This is a genomic window from Longimicrobium sp. (assembly GCF_048594345.1).
In the GTDB taxonomy this organism is placed as follows: Bacteria; Gemmatimonadota; Gemmatimonadetes; order Longimicrobiales; family Longimicrobiaceae; genus Longimicrobium.
This window is the reverse complement of sequence record NZ_JBMDXM010000097.1, coordinates 47,934-64,991: the sequence shown is the minus strand read 5'-3', so window position 1 is coordinate 64,991 and position 17,058 is coordinate 47,934. Positions and strand designations below refer to the sequence as shown.

Below are 17,058 nucleotides of genomic sequence, written 5' to 3'. Positions count from 1 at the left end.
TCCGCCACTGGACGGCGGGTGGTATCCGCATATATTCGTTGCAACACGCATTCTGCGCGGCAACCTTCAACGGCCTCACCGCCGCGCTGGAACGGCCCTTCCCATCCCGAAAGTCCCAACGACCATGCGAGTCCGCAGCCGTACTCTGTTGTCCCTGGCCATCGTCCCGTCGCTCCTGGCCGCGGCCGTCGCCGCCGCGCCCGCCGTCCGCCCCGCCGACGCGCCCGGCGCGGCTCCCGTGCGCTGGCAGATCGACCAGTCGCACAGCGAGCTCAGCTTCCGCATCCGCCACCTGGTGAGCCGCGTGAACGGCTCGTTCAACACGTGGGGCGGCACCATCGTGGCCGACCCGGCCAGCCTGGGCGGCGGATCGGTGAACGTGGAGATCCAGACGGCCAGCATCGACACCAACAACGAGCGCCGCGACACGCACCTCAAGTCGGGCGACTTTTTCGACGCGGAGAACCATCCCACGATCACCTTCCGCAGCACGCGGGTGGAGACGCGCGGTGCGGACCTGCGGGTGCACGGCAACCTGACCATCCGCGGCGTGACGAAGCCGGTGGTGCTGGAAGGGCGGATGCTGGAGGTGGGCGGTGTGGCCGGCCGCCGCCGCATCGGCTTCGAGGCGGAAACGCGCATCAACCGCATGGACTACGGCGTGTCGTGGAACCGCGCGGCCGAGGGCGGCGGCGCGGTGCTGGGCGACGAGGTGACCATCTCCATCGCCATCGAAGCGGTGGAGCAGCCCGCGTCTTGATCGGCAGGCCGCGCATTACGCTGACTTGCTGAGGGAGCGCTCCGCGCGGAACACGAAACAGCGCAGGTGCTTGCGCGCGACCGTCGGATCTCGTATGCCTCTCCGTGGGGGTGGCTCCAAGCAGGGAGCCAGCCCCACGCTCGTGACGGCGAGAGCCTTCGGCTCCCTCAACCGGTTATCCTGGCCTGAGCGCTGGACATGAGGTGTTGAGAAGCCTCAGTTGTTCCTCCAGAAGCACGCTGTCATCCTGAGGGAAGCGCACGTCCGAATTGTCCTGATCACAAGAGCTTGCGCGCGACCGAAGGATCCTTGTCGGGTCGCGACGGCCCAAGCCTCCGGGAGTTGTTCACGTCCCTTGTCGTGCAGGCAAGGTCCATGAGTCGTCGCCAAGCTCATGTGTGCAAGCAAGCAGCCGAGCGACAAGGGTGAGAGTTCCGACACACAGGAAAAACACGATGCTGCCGGATTCGAGGGAGCAGGCGAAAGAGGTGAGCAACGACTCGACGCAGGCTATCTACACCATCGGCCACTCCACGCGCACGGCGGAGGAGTTCATCGGGCTGCTGCGGGACCACGGGGTGCGGCTGCTGGTGGATGTGCGGCGCTTTCCCGGCTCGCGGCGCCACCCGCAGTTTGGGCGCGACGCGCTGGCGGCGTCGCTGGCGGAGGCGGGGATCGCGTACCGGCACGAGGAGGCGCTGGGCGGGCGGCGGGCGGGGGACCCCAAGGCGGGCGAGTCGCCCAACACGGCGTGGCGGCACCCGGCGTTCCGCGCCTACGCCGACTACGCGGCCACACCGCCGTTTCAGGCCGCGCTGGGCCGGCTGATGCGGGATGGGGCAGAGCGCCGCACCACCATCATGTGCGCCGAGGCGGTGCCCTGGCGCTGCCACCGCCGGCTGATCACCGACGCGCTGCTGGCCCGCGGCGTTCCCGTGCTGGACATCCTGGGCCCGGGCGAGGCGCGTCCGGCCGTGCTTTCGGAGCACGCGGTGGTGCGGGAGGACGGGACCCTCATCTATCCCGCCACCGCGCAGCAGGATCTGTTCGCCGGGTGATTCAGCGGCAGGAACGGCGCCAATTTTGCGGTTGCGCAGCATACGTGCACTCCGCACATCTTCCGTTTCCATGACCTCACCGGCCAGGCACACCGCCCGCGCCGGCCGCCCGGCTACCCGTCGATGCCACGGACCATCCTCCTCGCCGACGACCACGAGGACAACCGGCTGGCGCTGCTCACCGTGCTGGAGCGCGAGGGGTACCGCACGCTGGGCGCCGCCAACGGCCAGCAGGCGGTGGACGCGGCGCGCGAGCACATGCCGGACCTGATTTTGATGGACCTGGCCATGCCGGTGATGGACGGCCGCCAGGCCATGCAGCAGCTGCGCGCCGACAAGCGCACGGCCGGCATCCCCATCATCGTGCTGACGGCCATGGCGCTCACGGTGGACCGCGACCGCATGGTCGCGGAGGGGTTCGACGGGCTGCTGATCAAGCCCTGCATGCCCCCGCACCTGGTTTCCGAAGTGCGCCGCGTGGTGGGGCCGCCGGAGTAGATGATGTCGATGGAGTGCGGCCCCCACTCGTAGTCCGGCAACGTACCGCCCCGCCCGCGGAAGTGATCAACACGGCGTCGAGATTCTGATCCGCTCCTCCGCCACGGGCGAATGAATTCGCTGCAACAACTACACAAAGTCCACCTCCGTGGACTCGGCGGCCCGGCCGTGTGCGGCATCCCATGCACCGGCGCGTCCGCAACCGCGAGATCACCGAGTTAGATCCGCAATCGGTACCTGCGCGTTCCGCAGCCGTCCATCGCCCGATCACCATCCCCTCGTTACCGGATCTCGGCGGTTCTCCGCAGCAAACCTTTGACGACCTCGCGGGTTCAAGGCTACCATCCAGAGGATGGCCGTGCCAACGGCCCATGCTGACCCGGAACCCCGACGAGCGATGTCGCGCAGCGAACCGTGGGTGGTGGTGGCGACGTACGGCGCGGTGTGGGAGGCCGATTTCGCGGCGGAAACGCTGCGCGAAGCGGGGATCCCGGCACTGGTCGACAACGGGCCCAACGTCGCCATCTTTGGCCCCGGCTTTCAGGGCGGGTCGCAGTTTGGCGTGCGGGTGCGCGTGCCCTGGCACCGCGAGCGCGACGCGCACGACCTGCTGGACGACGACGCGCCGGACAACGGCGGTGATGAACCGGCCGACCCACTTCCCGGAGGCGCCATGACCCCGCGCATCCTCATCTTTCTGCTGGCGTTCGCGGCTGCCTGCTCCGACGGTCCCTCCAACGGCGGCCCGCCCGCGGGGGACACCAGCATCCGCCTGCAGCGTGTGGCCGAAGGGCTGCAGTCGCCCGTGCAGCTTGCGGCGCCCGCGAACGATGCGCGGCTGTTCATCGTAGAGCAGCCGGGGCGCATCCGCATCGTGCAGAACGGAACGCTGCTCCCCACGCCCTTTCTGGATGTCACGGCCAAAGTATCCGCCGGGGGCGAGCGGGGGCTGCTGAGCGTGGCGTTCCATCCGCACTACGCCTCCAACGGCACCTTCTTCGTCAACTACACCGACACGCGCGGCGACACCCGCATCGAGCGCTACCGGGTGAGTGCCGACCCCAACCGCGCCGATCCCGCCACGGCGGAGCTGGTGCTGAGCGTCGCGCAGCCGTACAGCAACCACAACGGCGGGCTGGCGGCGTTCGGGCCCGACGGAAAGCTGTACATCGGGATGGGCGACGGGGGCGGCGGCGGCGACCCGGACGAGACGGGGCAGGACCCGCTGCACCTGCTGGGCAAGCTGCTGCGCATCGACGTGGACGCGGGGCGGCCGTACGCCATCCCCGCCGACAATCCGTACGCCGGCGGCACCAGCCCGCGGCCGGAGATCTGGGCGTCGGGGCTGCGCAACCCATGGCGTTTTTCGTGGGACCGCACGGCCAACCTGCTGTACGTGGCCGACGTGGGGCAGAACCGGCTGGAGGAAATCAACGTCGTCCCGGCAGGTCAGGGCGGGATGAACTACGGGTGGGACGTGATGGAGGGATCGGACTGCTTTGAGCCCTCCACCGGCTGCGACCGCACCGGCACGATGCTGCCCGCGTTGGAGTACACACACTCCGACGGCTGCTCCGTCACCGGCGGCTTCGTGTATCGCGGGCAGGACATTCCCGCGCTGCGCGGCCAGTACTTCTATTCGGACTTCTGCCAGGGCTGGCTCCGCAGCTTTCGCTACACGAACGGCGCGGCCACGGACGCGCGCTCGTGGGAGGTGGATAACGTGGGCAACATCTCGTCGTTCGGCGAGGACGCGCGCGGCGAGCTGTACCTGACTTCGCACGATGGCGGCGTCTACAAGATCGTCTCGGGCACCTGAACGAACGGATATCACGCGGAGACGCGGAGGGCGCGGAGGGCGCGGAGAGGAACAACATAAGGAGCGGACGCCGAGGAAACCCTCCGCGTCCGTTTGTCGTTTGCCGCACGCCCGGTTGAGCAGTCATCCTGAGGGAGGCGCCGCGCTGCATCCTGCTTGTATGATCATGATACCGAATCCGCAAAAACAGTGGTTGTGGACGATCGCTGTCATCCTGAGGAAGGCGCCCACCCCGAACCTTCGGCAAAGCGCAGCAGCCCGTGCGCCGACTGAAGGATCTTTATCGGAAACGGGCGGGGTTTCTCGCGCCAAAGCCAGTCGTAGCCGACAGGATGGTGCGCCCAGCGTAGAGATTCTTCGGTCGGCGCCAAGCTTTCCAGCGAGACGGAGAGCTTTGCGCGGCGCCTCCCTCAGAATGACACCGTTTGCCGGATCCCTATCACCATTCTTTTTGCGGATTCGGTATGATGCAGCTTGGCGCCGACCGAAGGACCTTGCCGGCAGAGCCGAAGGGCTGGATTTCCGCGGAAGGGCATGCCCCACGATGGCGGAGAGAGGTCCTTCGGTCGCGCGCAAGCTCTTCTGCAGGTTCTGGTTACACGGGGTGCGCTCCCTCAGGATGACTCGACTTGCTTTCCAGTCTAAAGGTTTGGCAACCACCCGGCTCAACGTTTCCCTTGCGGAGGGGAACCCGGAGGGTGCAAATTTTTCAGCACATCCAGATGGCGCCAACCCGCTCCGGCGCACCACGTCCCGCACCCGCCCACAACCCATGCGCATCCGCCTTTCGCACCTGACCGCCCTGGCCGCGCTGGCGCTTGCCGCCGCGCCGGCCCACGCGCAGGAACGGCGCCCGCTTACGGCGCTGGACTTTTACCATCTCAAGAACGCCGGCGCCGTGAACCTGTCGCCCGACGGGCAGCGGGCAGTGTTCGTGGTCACCGAGGTGGACAGCGCGCAGAACCGCTACCGGCGCGACCTGTGGATCGCCAACACCGACGGCAGCGGACTGCGGCGGCTCACCTGGACCAACGCGCGGGGGATCGGGGCGCCGCGGTTCTCGCCGGACGGGCGGATGATCGCCTTTACCCAGTCGCGCGGGGAGGGGCCGGGGCAGGTGTGGATCCTTCCCCTGGCCGAGGGCGGCGAAGCGTGGCCGCTCACCGACCTGGAGACGGGCGCCGGCGCGCCGGTGTGGTCGCCGGACTCGCGCCGCATCGCCTTCATGTCGCAGCTCACCCCCGAGCAGCTGGCACAGTCCGACTCAACGGCGGCGGACAGCGCCAAGAAGGCGGATGAGGCCAGGATCGACGCGGCGGCCATCCGCAACATCGACGACAACCGCGCCGCCGCGCTGGCCGCCATCCGCGCCAAGCTGGCCGCCAATGCCCGCGAACAGGACCCGCGCGTGGTCACCCGCCTGGGCTACCTGGGCGAGACCAGCATCGAGGACGAAAGCTACGGCCAGATCTACGTGGTCGAGGTGCGGCAGGGCGCCAAGCCCGTCCAGCTGACGCGCGCGGCGTACGGCATCGGCGCGCCGGAGTGGACGCCGGCGGGCGACTCGCTCATCTACAGCGCCGGGCCGCCGCGCACCGCCGGGCTGCACCCGGACTACGAGCTGGAAAGCGACCTGGTGATCGCCGCCGCGGACGGCCGCGGTCGCCCGCGCACCATCGCCGAGGCGGGGACGGGCGAGGACGGAGCAAGCTTTTCGCCGGACGGCCAGCACATCGTCTACATCCGCTTTGCCACGGACCCCAACTCGTTCACCGCCACCGACGCCGAGCTGGTGGTGATGCGGCGCGACGGCAGCAACCGGCGCAGCATCACCGGGCCGATGGACCGCGCGCCCAACGGATTCACCATCACCTCCGACGGGTGGCTGTACTTTACGACGCCGTCGGAGGGCTCGGTGCCGCTGTACCGCACGCGGCTGGACAACATCAACCCGCAGCCGGTGGTGCAGGGACCGCGCGGCGTGCTTTCGTTCGACGCGGCGGGCGGGCGCATCGCCTGGTCGGAGATGAACCCGCGGCGCCCCAGCGACGTGTACACGGCGGACGCGGCGGGCGCGGGCGAGCGGCGGCTGACCACGCTGAACGATTCGCTGCTGGCGCAGGTGTACGTGAGCGACTACCACGAGATTCGCTATCCGTCGTTCGACGGCCGCCGCGCGCACGGCTGGTACCTGCTCCCCATTAACCATCGTCCCGGCCGGCGGGCGCCGCTGGCGGTGGAGATGCACGGCGGTCCGCACGCCATGTGGGGCCCGGGCGAGGCCAGCATGTGGCTGGAGTACCAGATGCTGGCGGGCGCCGGGTACACGGTGTGGCTGTCCAACCCGCGCGGCTCGTCGGGCTACGGCAACGAGGGGCTGCGCGCCATCCGCCGCAACTGGGGCACGCCGCCCGCGCAGGACGTGCTGATCGGCGCGGACAGCGTGATCGCGCGCGGGCTGGCGGACCCGGCTCGGCAGGTGATCACGGGCGGCAGCTACGCGGGGTACCTGACCACGTGGATCATCGCGCGCGAGGCGCAAACGCGCTTCAAGGCGGCGGTGGCGCAGCGCGGCGTGTACGACCTGGGCATCTGGTACGGCTCGTCCAACACCTGGCGGCTGTTCGAGGGCGAGTTCGGCACGCGGCCGTGGGAGGACCCGGAGATCACGCGCGCGCAGTCGCCGCTTACGTACGTGGCCGACATCCGCACGCCGCTGCTGCTGCTGCACGCCGACACCGACTTTCGCGCCACCATCGCCAGCGCCGAGGCGCTGTACCGCGCGCTGACGGTGCTGGGCCGGCCGGTGGAGTTCGTCCGCTACCCGCGCGAAGGCCACGAGCTTACCCGCAGCGGCGAGCCGGGGCACCGCATCGACCACATGCTGCGCATCCTGGAGTACTTCGAACGCCACATCACGCACTGATTGTGGCGGATGGATGACGGGCGTGAGTCGCGGGGCCTCTTGTTGTGAGCGGGTGAACGGGTGAGCGGGTGAGCTGGTGAGCGGGTGACTGGATCGAGTCTGGGCCGGGCACGTGCGCGGCCGCCTGCCGGGGCGAATAAATTCGCGGCAACAACTACACGAAGTCCACCTGCGTGGACTCGGCGGCCGGACCGTGTGCGGCGTTCCAAGCACCTGCGCGTCCGCAACCGGACCGCACCATGAGCACCCCCCGCAGTTCTCCCCTCTCCGTGAGGAACGAACGGGGAGGGCCGGGGGAGGGGCACCCCCGCGGACGCAGTTCGATCCTTCCCCGTCCCTAGAACGTCCCGCTATCCGCTTCCGCCTCCGCCGCGGTTCCGCCGGCTGGCGGCGGCATGCCGAAGATCCCCACGGAGTCCGTCATCACCTTTACCGTATCGCTGGCGGGGCGCTTGATGCGGCCGCCCGTGCAGTACTGCTGCACCACCTGGGCTACGTTGCGGCAGATGGCGTCGTCGCCGCAGCGGGCGGTCTGCCACTCCACGGTGCGGCGCAGAGAGCCCTGTGGAGGCACGTCGTCGCAGAACGCGGGGGTCTGGCGGGCGAACTCCAGGCACGTGCGCATGTATGCCCCCACCGAAAAGCTTCCCGCCACGGTCATGCTGCCGGCCGCACGCTGCTTGGCCTGCTCAAAGCACGCAGCCTCGTCGTTGCTCACGCCAAACCGCGCGCCCTCGCGCGCCGCCACCACGGCCTCGGCCTGAAGCTCGGGGCTGTTGCGCTTCCACCAGATGCCGGTGGCCACCACGGCCACGATCCCCAGCAGCAGCAGCACGCCGCAGCCAATCAACCCCACGCGCAAGCACCCGCTGCGCCGCTCGGGACGCGGCGGCGGGGGCGGGATGTGGGACGAGTGCAGGGACGAACGCGGGTTCTGCGGATCGCTCATCGGACGGTGCGGACGGGGTGGCGGCTTGCGGCGCGAGGGGAAGAATGGGAGCGAGCGGGGGCGGTTGTCCAGCGGGCGGCGTCAATCCTCCTCGAACGACTCCAGCATCCGCGCCTGCTCACGCCGGGCGATGGCCTGCAGCGCGGCGTCCCAGGTGATGCGGTCGGTCATGGCCGTGGCCTGCGCCTCGATCCAGATCTCGCGCAGCACCACGGCCATCAGCCCCACCGCCTGCCGTTCCCGCGTGCGCCGCAGTTCCGCCGTGCGCCGGGCAAGCGGCACCAGCTCTTCGGGGATGTCGGCCTCGGGATGCAGCCAGGCGCGCCCCGCCGTTTCGTCCGTGCGGCCTTCGCCCGGATCCTCCGGTTTGGCGCCGGGGCGGCGGTAGCGGTGCGGATCGGCGGAGATGCGGACGGCGATGCTTCCCTCGGCGAACGGCTGCCACCAGTCGATCAATCCGCCGTTCAGCTCCTCCAGCAGCTTTTCGACCGCGGCACGGATGGGGCCCTTGCGGCCGTGCTCGCGCCGCGCGCGCTCCACGATCAGCAGCAGGTCCGCGCCCGGCTGCTCGTGCGCGAACGACTGGATCCAGCGCAGCGCCCGCTGCCGCGCCGTCTCCGGCCCCTCGCCCTGCAGGTCCAGCCGGCGCGTGGGCGGGTAGTGGCGTGCCTCAAATTCGCGGGAAAGCTCGTTCAGCCGCATGGGGCCAGAGTGCGAAAGTGCGAAAGTGCGAGAGTGCGGAAGTACGCAGGGACGGGGCCGCGCCTTCAGCAGGTACCAGGGATTCGCTTTCTCATCGGCGACTGCAGGCTATCCCGTTTGTTCCGGATGCGGACGCGCATGCGTTTGGAACGCGCACGCGGCCGGGCCGCCGAGTCCGCGCAGGCGGACTTTGCGTTTTCCAAGCGGCGAATTCATTCGCTCACGCGGGCGGACGGCTCGTTGCCGGATGAGAATCGCAATGAGCATCAATCGGCCCGGTTCAGGCCCGGCCGACGAGCATCGCGGCGGAACGTCGATTGCACTCGTCTGCCGTCCTGCACCGGACGCACAGCAAAGGGAGGCACGGAATGCAATACGACCGGGGAGAATATAGCCGCGATTTTCAGACGGGACGCGGCGGATACGGAGGCGACTTTCAGACGGGGCGCGGCGGGTACGGCGGCGACTTTCAAGCGGCACGCGGCGGGTACGGACGCGACTACCCGATGGCCCGCGCCAGCGGCCCGCCACGCGGCTACGACTACGGCCTGCGCGGCTACAGCCAGACGGCGCCCACGCGGCGCCCCGTCCCGCTGCGCACGTATGGGCGCGGGGGATACGACCGCGGCTACTTTGGGCAGCCCGCGCTGCCCAACCGGGTAACCCAGCGGTACAACCGCGAGTACGTGCACCCCGAGCCCAACCGGCTGGAAACCAACTACGCCCCGTTTGGCGGGGACGTGGAAGACCGCATCGTGGACCATACCGGCTACCGCGGCGCGTACAGCACGCAGGGCGGCTCGCGCACCTGGCGCGGCGGCAACCTGCCCATGGGCTGGGAGCGCGAAGCCGCGTACGGCGGCCGCTACGACCGCGAGTTCCGCGGCTACGGGCGCGACTACTACGGCCCGATGCGGTAGCGTCGGCGTGATTCGACGGAGAATGGAGCAGGGGCGGCGCACGGTGCGCCGCCCCTCTTTGTTGAACTGCCCGGTGCCCACGTTCAAGTGCCGGAAGATTCGGTACTGGGCACCTGAACCTTGATCCTTGAACCTGCCCTTACTCCTACGCGGCCCTCCCGCGCGGACGGCCGCGGCCGCCGCGCTCATCTACACGAAAGCGCCGGCGGCGGCCCCCGTGGCGCTTCCATCCATCCAGCGAGACGACCGCCGCGTCTTCGTCCTCCTCCTCCGCGTGGCCCAGGTAGGGCTGGCGGCCGGAATCCGGGCGTCGCGCTTCGGGGGTACGGTGGGCGCGGCTGCGCTCGCGCTCCAGCTCCATGAACACCTGCTCCGCCGGCGCATCCCACAGCAATGCCAGCGTGCCGATGAGCGTCGCCAGGCCGCGGGCGATGGTATCCGCATGGCGCCCCCCCTCCATGGGCAGCGAACCGGGGAGCGGGCAGCTGGGGCCGGACAACACCGACGCCCGGTCGCGCGCCCGCTCGATGCGCACGCCCGCCGCCGTCATGATGCGCCGCGCCGCGTAGCGCCTGCGATGCAGCCGACGGCCGGCACACAGGCGCTCCAGCTGCTCGCGCCAGGTGGCGCCGCAGGCGGAGCTTTCCGCCAGCAGCCACACGGCGGCGTACAGCTCCGCAAACACGCGGACGTCGATCTGGCGAACGGTTTCGGGGGGAAGCGCGGACAGATAGTCCAGAAACGCCAGGATTCGCCGCGGGCGGGCGAGAAGGAAGAGAACGACTTCCTGGCAGCCGCGCCGCTGGTTGCACGCGGCGCAGGCGGGAACGATGATGCGAGCGTCTTTCCTGCGGCCCCCGCGGGCGCGAGGGATGACGTGCTCTCGGGTCAGGGGTCGGTCCGGGGCCGCGGGGGCCCGGCAGTACACACACTTTCCGGTCTTGATGCGGTGCTCCAGCTCCCGCTGCAGCGTGCCGCCCGTTCCGTTTCCTCGCACGTGGGCTCCCGTTGGGAAAGGAGGCGGCGGATTGCGACAGATCCGCCGTGTGCGCCCTCACGCAGCCGTCTCGCGGACCTTGCCGCGCGAGGGATGTTGGTCCTGCCTGATGGAAACGATAAGGAACTTCGATGCCAGATGTCCGTGCGTCATGTAACACGCCTGCGACGCGTCCGTCTCTATCTTCTACCTCGCTTCTGCTTCAGGTGTTTCAGCGCCGGAGTGTTGAGCAAGAGCGCGACGGGTTGCGATCCGGACCGTGGATCGGAGGCATGATCCACAATATGTAGTGCAGTACGATTGCACAACAGAATTATTTTTCGATGAGCGGATCAGCACTGGCGGCCGCGCGGCGTTCCATCGCCCGGCGGTGGCGGTCCAGCGTACCGTCGCGCCGAGATTCCCCGCAACCGGTGCGGGTGCGGACGTTCCAGCCAATGCGGTCCACGCGGGCGGTGTCTTCGGCAGTTCTGGCTCGTGCGTACCGGGCCAAACAGAGTTCCATGCGCCGGTCCCAGTGGCCGACCATGAACCATCCTGCCAGCGCGAGCAGCAGGGTCACCACCAGCACCGCGGGCGCACGCTCCCGCAGCAGCATCGGGATCAGGGATCGGCGGTTGCGCCTGCGATTTATCGTCATCCTGTTCGACATGCGGAGCAACGTGCGGCAATACCCCTGCGCCACAGTTTGCGCTACGCCATCGCCATCACCTGTGTTTCACTTGATCAGAGTAGATTCCCGAACTCCCAAACGCCGACTTCCTGAGGCTGACATGAGCATGAGAGGGTGTCGCTAAACCGGCTACACGCGCTGACTTCTTGAGGGAGGCGCCGCTCCGCAATCTCATCCCGAATGCGGAAAAACAACATCGGAAGGTACAGAGGGACGGAGAACAGCCAGAGGAACAGAGATGATCAGCGTTCCTCCTCTGTTCCTCTGGTTGTTCTCTGTCCCTCTGTATCCTGACCTCTGTTTCCTTTAGTCCGACTTGATGTGAGGTGTTTTGCCGGATCTGGTATCATTCCCCGCGAAGGGTTGGCCGCTGACCGAAGGGGCCTTCTGCCTGACGGAGGGACGTGAACGGCTCCCGAGGGTCGAGCCTGGCGCGACCCGGCAAAGATCCTTCGGTCGCGCGCAAGCTTGTGAGGTTGCGAGAGTTGCGGCGCGCGCTCCCTCAGGATGACATCGAGCCGCCGGGAGCAGACAGGTTCGCGGAACGCAGAACCGCCCGCGGGGAGGTGTCCCCGCGGGCGGTTCTCGATCGGTCGGAGCCGATCCGACAATCCGGATCAGTACCAGGTGGTCAGGTCGATGCCCTGGTAGTAGTGATGCAGGATCTCTTCGTAGGTGAAGCCCTTTTCGGCCATCCCCACCGCGCCGGTCTGGCTAAGGCCCACGCCGTGGCCCCATCCGCCGCCGAACGCCTCGAAGCCTTCCACCTCGCCCGTCCTGCGGTCGATGATGGGCTCGATGACGAACAGCGTGCTGAGCAGGCTGCTGAAGCTGCCGTCGGCGTTCACGTACTTGAGCGACGTGCGGACGCGGTCCTTGGTGTCGGCAAAGGTACCCGCCTCGGTAACGTACTCGATGAGCTTCACGCGGCCGCTGTTGCTGCGCTCCACCACGTTGATGGCCAGCACCCGGCCCACGTCCTGGCCGGCGTACAGCGAGATCACGTCGCTCATCTCGTCCGCCGTCCACTCGAAGCTCCAGCGGTGGTACTTGCTCCAGTCCGCCTCGAAGTCGCCGTTCTTCTTGCCGCGCAGCGAGGGGCCCTTGTGCGCCTTGAGCGAATCCAGCACGTGCTGGCTGTTGCCGTGCTGGTGGTCGCGCACGCCGCGCAGGTAGGGGATGGGATCGGAGTTGTACACGTCCTCGTTGTTGGCCGTGTAGCCGCCGCTGGTGGAGCTGAACAGCGCCTGGATGAGCTTGCCCTGGTACACGGCCACCACGCCGGCCGTGGCGTCGACGGCGGCGTTGCTCACCGGGTGCTCGGCGCTGTAGCCGCCGTACACCTGGTCGGTGGTGGTGGGCAGCAGGTCGTACCCGTCGGCCGCGCGCTTGCCCAGACCGCTGAGCGCGTAGGTACGGGCGGCCACGGCCTGCGCCTTTTGCGCTTCGATCTCGCCGTACGGAACGGGAGGCAGCTCGCGCGGCACCACGCCGTACAGGTACTGCTCGATGGGCAGCTCGTTGATGCCGGCCAGCGTTCCCGCGCTGTTGCGCGCCACCTCGCCCGTGCCGCGGTACGGCAGGGTGCCGATCTTTACCAGCCCGTCCGAGGAGGTCAGCACCACGGGGCCGCTGCTGACCGCCTGCGCCGAGCCCGTGTTCACCCGGTACTGGGTAACGCCGGTGACGATGGTGATCTGGCGCCAGAACGCGTCGGCGGCGGCCAGCCCCTGCGAGATGAGCAGGTTCTTGTAGTTGTTGCGCTCGGTAAAGCTGGCGCTCACGGGAAAGCTGCCGATCAGCAGCCGCGTGCACGCCGGGATCACCTCGGTCATGGTGGGGTGCCCCAGCGCCTGCGCGGCCGCGATCTGCGCGGCGACGGCGGACGCGGAGCCGCACATCACCTGCAGGCGCCAGCGCGTCTCGCTTACCGAGCCCGCCTCGAGCGTGACGGTGGCGGACACGCCGCCGGTGCCGGAAAGGAGGGTGGCGCCGGTCGTCTTGTTGGTGAACGTCCAGTCCGCCGCGCTGCCCAGCGTCACGCTGGTGGACGTGGGGATCACGCCGATACGGATGTTGCCGTTCCACGCGGTGGCGGCCACGCCCTCATCCAGCGAGGGGCCGCCGGCGCGGGCGCCGGGGCCGGTGGGGTCCATGTCGGAGCAGGCGCCCAGCGCCAGGAACAGCGCGGCGGCCGGCACGGCGAGCCGGCTTCGCAGGAAGGTCATCAAGGCCAGTTCGGGGGACGCAGGGGATGGATTCCGGACGCGGGGGAAAGCGGCCGGGCGAACCCCTACTTACGTACAAAATTCGCGATTTGTCAACCTCCGGAGCGAACGCGGCCCGGCACACGGTTGGAGGGGGGAGAAGCCCGAAATCCACCTCCGCGCGGGCGCGCAAAAGCCGCGTCACGTCGTACTGCCAACACTGCTCGGGTAGACCCACCGCGCCACCGCACGTACCTTGTGGCGCCGTCCTCATCCATCCCGATCGCCCGTTCCCCTCCCCTTCTTCTCCTCCGACCCGCGATGACGCAGCTTCGCCCTTGCGCCTGGCGCGCCGCACCTGCCCGGCCGTAGCCATGCAGGCGGATTCCACGCACCCCGGCCTTTTGCGCGCGCAAGTGCTGATGGAGCAGCGCCGCTACCGCATGGCCGAAGACGAGCTGCGCAAGGCGCTGCGCGACCAGCCCGAAAGCGCCGCGCTGCACGCGTACCTGGCCCTGTGCATGGCCGAGGACCCGGCACGCCGCAAGGAGGCGATGGAGGAGGCGCTGTGGGCCACGGCGTACGACCCCGTGCTCCCCACCGGCTGGTACGTGCTGTCGCTGCTGCAGAGCCGGCAGGGTCTCGTCATCGAAGCCGAAAAGACGGCCCGCCTGGCGCTGGGGCTGGCGCCGGAGATGCCGCCGCTGCTGCTGCACCTGGCGGTGCTGATGATGGACCGCGAGCGGTACCGGGACGGTCTGGAGTTCGCCGAGCGCGCACTGGCGCTCACCCCGAGCGACGCCGGCGTGCTGATGACCGCCGGAGCCCTGCGCTCGCGGATGGGGCGGCACGCGGAGGCGGAGGCGGATTTCGCGCGGGCCCTGGCGCTGGCACCGGACGACCACGCCGTACAGGCGAACGCCGGGTGGGCCGCGCTGCGCCGGGGCGACCCGCCCGCGGCGCTGCGCCACTTTCGCGCCTCGCTGCAGCGCGAACCTGGGGAAAAGACCGCGCAGCGCGGGCTGCTGGAGGCGCTGCGTGCGCGCAATCCGCTGTACCGCGGCTTTCTGCGCGTGGCGCTGCGGGTGTACTGGATCCCGCAGTTCATGAGGTGGGTCGCGATCGCCGTGGCCGTGACGCTGCTGGCGTACGTGTCCGTACTCGACCTGCCCTTGTGGCTGCTCCTGCCGCTGCAGGCAGCCGTCATCGGCATCGCCGTCTTTACCTGGACGGCAAAGCCGCTGGCGGACCTGCTGATGCTCTCCGACCCGGCGGGGCGCGCCGTGCTGGCTACGGCGCAGAAGGTGGCGGCGGTGGCCACGGCGGTGCTCCTGGCGGGGGCCGCGCTGCTGGGCCTGGCGTGGGTCCTGGGCGCGCCCAAGGGCACGGGGATGGCCGCCATCTTTGCCATCCTCTTCACCATCCCGCCCACCACGGCGCCGCGGCTGCCGCCGGGCCGCTGGTGGATGGCGCTGGGCGCCTGGACCGCGCTGCTCGCCGTGTTCGCGGCGATGGCCGTGCTGCACCACGCGCGCGGCACCGGCGACCCGGGATTCTGGGTGGGGATCACCGTGGGCGGGTTGGGCATGGCGGACGTGATGATCCACACCGCGGCCGAGACACGCCGCTGACGCGGTGCGCCGCCGCGGCAGCGTCACGTCGAGTACAGCAAGCCGCCAGGGTCACTCCGCACAGATCGTGGAGGTGGGACGGTCCCCTGAAACCGGGCCCGGTTCATACCGAATCCAAAAAAGATTTTGCACGCAGAGGGAGCAGAGGAAGCAGAGAAAAGCGGGGATTTCCCAGGCAGTTCTCTGCTTCCTCTGCTCCCTCTGCGTGAGAACCTGCAGTTGGGGAATATGATACCATCTCCCGGATTTCGATGTGCAGTGAGGGGAACGATTTTCACGCGGAGGCGCGGAGAAAACGGAAGAGGCGCGGAGGGAACGCCCAAAACGCCTCCGCGCCTCAAATCAGTTCCTCCGCGCCTCCGCGTGATGTTTTTCCGTCGTTCCTCTGATTGCACAACGAACTGCGAGAAAGGGTATGAGTGTATTCGCGGATTCGGTACCACACCTGCGCGGAGAGCGCGGCGTGTCGCACCGGCGGAAGCGCATCCACCGCCCTCACCCCGGAGCCAGGGGACCGCAACTCGTCCAGGCGCCACCCCGGATCCCCCGGCGTGGCGCCTTTTCTCGGCCCATCCACCAGGCTCGGATCGTCGTCTCTCGGGGCAGTCACAGCCCATGCGTCCGCGCCCGTGCTCCGGCCGGTCCGATCCGGATGGCCAGCACCGGCCCGCACTCCGGCCGCACGCGCACCGCGGATGCCCCCGCACGTCGTCTTAGCCACCCTGTAGCTGCGCCAGCCGGTGCCGCACCGCATCGAGCTCGGGACGAAGCTCGGGGTCGGGATCACGCCAGATGTCCAGGACGGCTTCGTAGTGCCAGACGGCCTCCCGGCGGTCGCCCAGGCGCTCGTGGATCTCCGCCCTGCGCAGGTGCGCGGGGGCCAGGTAGGGCAGGTCGTACGCGATCGGCTCCGGAAAGGTGGCGTACCACCGCAGCGCCTCGCGCAGGCGCCCCGCGGCGTGCAGCATCTCGGCCCTGAGCCACCGCGTGTGCGGGGCGCGGCCGTCCAGCGGCACCGGGGGCAGGTCTTCCGCCGCCGCCACCCTGCCGATCCCCGCCCCCCGGCCGCCGGCCGGAGCCGCGTCGGCGAAGCCGGTGCGGGCGCGTACCCGCTCGGCAAGCGCCTGCGTTTCGGGCGCAGGCTCCACCTCCAGCTCTTCGCGCAGCCGCTGCGCCAGCTCGGCGTAGGCCAGCAGGGCGGCCGCGCGGTCGCCGTTGCGGTCCAGCAGCTCCATCAGCGCCCGCGCGGCACCCTCGTCCAGCGGCGCCAGCTCGGCGGCGCGGCGCGCCCAGCGGACCGCCTCGTCGGCCCGCCCCGCGGCCACCTCGCGCTCCGTCAGGCCGCGCGCCGCGTCGGCGGCGCGCGTCCGCAGGCGCTCCCGCTCCCTCGCCAGCCAGCGCTCAAACTCCAGCGCATCGTCCAGCAGAAGCCCCGGAAGCAGGTCTCCCCGGTACAGTTCCAGCGCGCGCTCCGCCTCACCCGCCGCCAGCGCCTCCTCGAACTCCACCGCGTCGCACCACACGCGCTCGCGGCTCATCCCCACCTCGTCCGCCCCGCGGCTGAGGATCGCGCCCGCGCCCAGGGACGCGCGCAGGTAGTGCAGCGACTTGCTCAGGGCGTTGCGCGCGTGCTTCTCATCCCGTTCAGGCCAGAACATGGCGAGCAGCGTATCGCGCCGGTGAAAGGTGCGCGGGGCGGCAAGGGCCAGGTAAGCGAGAAGGGCGAACCGTTTGGGCTGGGCGACGACCGAGTGCACCGCGGCCCCGGCGGGCGACAGAAGGTCGGAGCCGGCAAGCAGATGAAGGCGGAACATCGGATGGAAGAGACAGGGCAGAGCCAGGGAACTCACTTTCCGCATCCTAGTGCGCGGCTCCCCCAACGGCCAGTGCCGGCGGGGATACGCAACCGCCCCCGGCT

The 17,058-nt window shown here is 69.4% G+C and carries 13 protein-coding genes; 7 read left to right on the top strand and 6 right to left on the bottom strand.

All coding sequences use genetic code 11. From position 1 onward, the window contains the following. Positions 1-148 precede the first annotated feature (148 nt). The 5 genes from ACOJUJ_RS10625 (at position 149) to ACOJUJ_RS10605 (ending at position 7,061) form a co-directional block, all read left to right on the top strand. The gene (locus tag ACOJUJ_RS10625) at positions 149-760 is read left to right on the top strand and encodes a YceI family protein (protein WP_420126847.1); all 612 of its coding nucleotides are present in this window, start codon (positions 149-151) and stop codon (positions 758-760) included. Positions 761-1,215: 455 nt separating this feature from the next. After that, positions 1,216-1,818: a DUF488 family protein gene (locus tag ACOJUJ_RS10620; RefSeq protein WP_420126846.1), complete on the top strand. Its 603-nt coding sequence runs from the start codon at positions 1,216-1,218 to the stop codon at positions 1,816-1,818. Between the two features lie 123 nt (positions 1,819-1,941). Then, positions 1,942-2,316, top strand: coding sequence for a response regulator (locus ACOJUJ_RS10615; RefSeq protein WP_420126845.1), 375 nt, complete (start codon positions 1,942-1,944; stop codon positions 2,314-2,316). A 397-nt stretch (positions 2,317-2,713) separates the two neighbouring features. Then, on the top strand, positions 2,714-4,135 hold the full coding sequence (locus tag ACOJUJ_RS10610) for a PQQ-dependent sugar dehydrogenase (protein ID WP_420126844.1): 1,422 nt from the start codon (positions 2,714-2,716) through the stop codon (positions 4,133-4,135). Positions 4,136-4,907: 772 nt separating this feature from the next. Continuing rightward, positions 4,908-7,061 carry a S9 family peptidase gene (locus tag ACOJUJ_RS10605; RefSeq protein WP_420126843.1) on the top strand — a complete coding sequence of 718 codons (2,154 nt, stop codon included), beginning with the start codon at positions 4,908-4,910 and terminating at the stop codon, positions 7,059-7,061. A 337-nt stretch (positions 7,062-7,398) separates the two neighbouring features. Here the strand turns inward: ACOJUJ_RS10605 and ACOJUJ_RS10600 are convergent, their stop codons facing one another. After that, the gene (locus tag ACOJUJ_RS10600; protein WP_420126842.1) at positions 7,399-8,010 is read right to left on the bottom strand and encodes a hypothetical protein; all 612 of its coding nucleotides are present in this window, start codon (positions 8,008-8,010) and stop codon (positions 7,399-7,401) included. 81 nt (positions 8,011-8,091) lie between these two features. Further along, a complete protein-coding gene (locus ACOJUJ_RS10595) occupies positions 8,092-8,712 on the bottom strand; it encodes a hypothetical protein (RefSeq protein WP_420126841.1) in 621 nt (206 codons plus the stop codon). Between the two features lie 368 nt (positions 8,713-9,080). On the opposite strand from ACOJUJ_RS10595, the gene ACOJUJ_RS10590 reads away from it, so the two are divergent. Then, positions 9,081-9,632 carry a hypothetical protein gene (locus ACOJUJ_RS10590; RefSeq protein WP_420126840.1) on the top strand — a complete coding sequence of 184 codons (552 nt, stop codon included), beginning with the start codon at positions 9,081-9,083 and terminating at the stop codon, positions 9,630-9,632. Between the two features lie 145 nt (positions 9,633-9,777). On the opposite strand, the gene ACOJUJ_RS10585 is transcribed toward ACOJUJ_RS10590, so the two are convergent. From ACOJUJ_RS10585 to ACOJUJ_RS10575, 3 genes are all read right to left on the bottom strand, one after another. After that, positions 9,778-10,629, bottom strand: coding sequence for an HNH endonuclease (locus ACOJUJ_RS10585; protein WP_420126839.1), 852 nt, complete (start codon positions 10,627-10,629; stop codon positions 9,778-9,780). Between the two features lie 313 nt (positions 10,630-10,942). Next, positions 10,943-11,227 (bottom strand): hypothetical protein, encoded by a 285-nt coding sequence (locus ACOJUJ_RS10580; protein ID WP_420126838.1) that lies wholly within the window; start codon positions 11,225-11,227, stop codon positions 10,943-10,945. Between the two features lie 692 nt (positions 11,228-11,919). Beyond that, entirely contained in the window at positions 11,920-13,530 is a 1,611-nt protein-coding gene (locus tag ACOJUJ_RS10575; protein ID WP_420126837.1) for a SpoIID/LytB domain-containing protein, read from the bottom strand. A 317-nt stretch (positions 13,531-13,847) separates the two neighbouring features. On the opposite strand from ACOJUJ_RS10575, the gene ACOJUJ_RS10570 reads away from it, so the two are divergent. After that, on the top strand, positions 13,848-15,140 hold the full coding sequence (locus tag ACOJUJ_RS10570; RefSeq protein ID WP_420126836.1) for a hypothetical protein: 1,293 nt from the start codon (positions 13,848-13,850) through the stop codon (positions 15,138-15,140). A 713-nt stretch (positions 15,141-15,853) separates the two neighbouring features. Here ACOJUJ_RS10570 and ACOJUJ_RS10565 read toward each other — a convergent pair. After that, positions 15,854-16,954 carry a BTAD domain-containing putative transcriptional regulator gene (locus ACOJUJ_RS10565; protein ID WP_420126835.1) on the bottom strand — a complete coding sequence of 367 codons (1,101 nt, stop codon included), beginning with the start codon at positions 16,952-16,954 and terminating at the stop codon, positions 15,854-15,856. Positions 16,955-17,058: the final 104 nt, after the last annotated feature.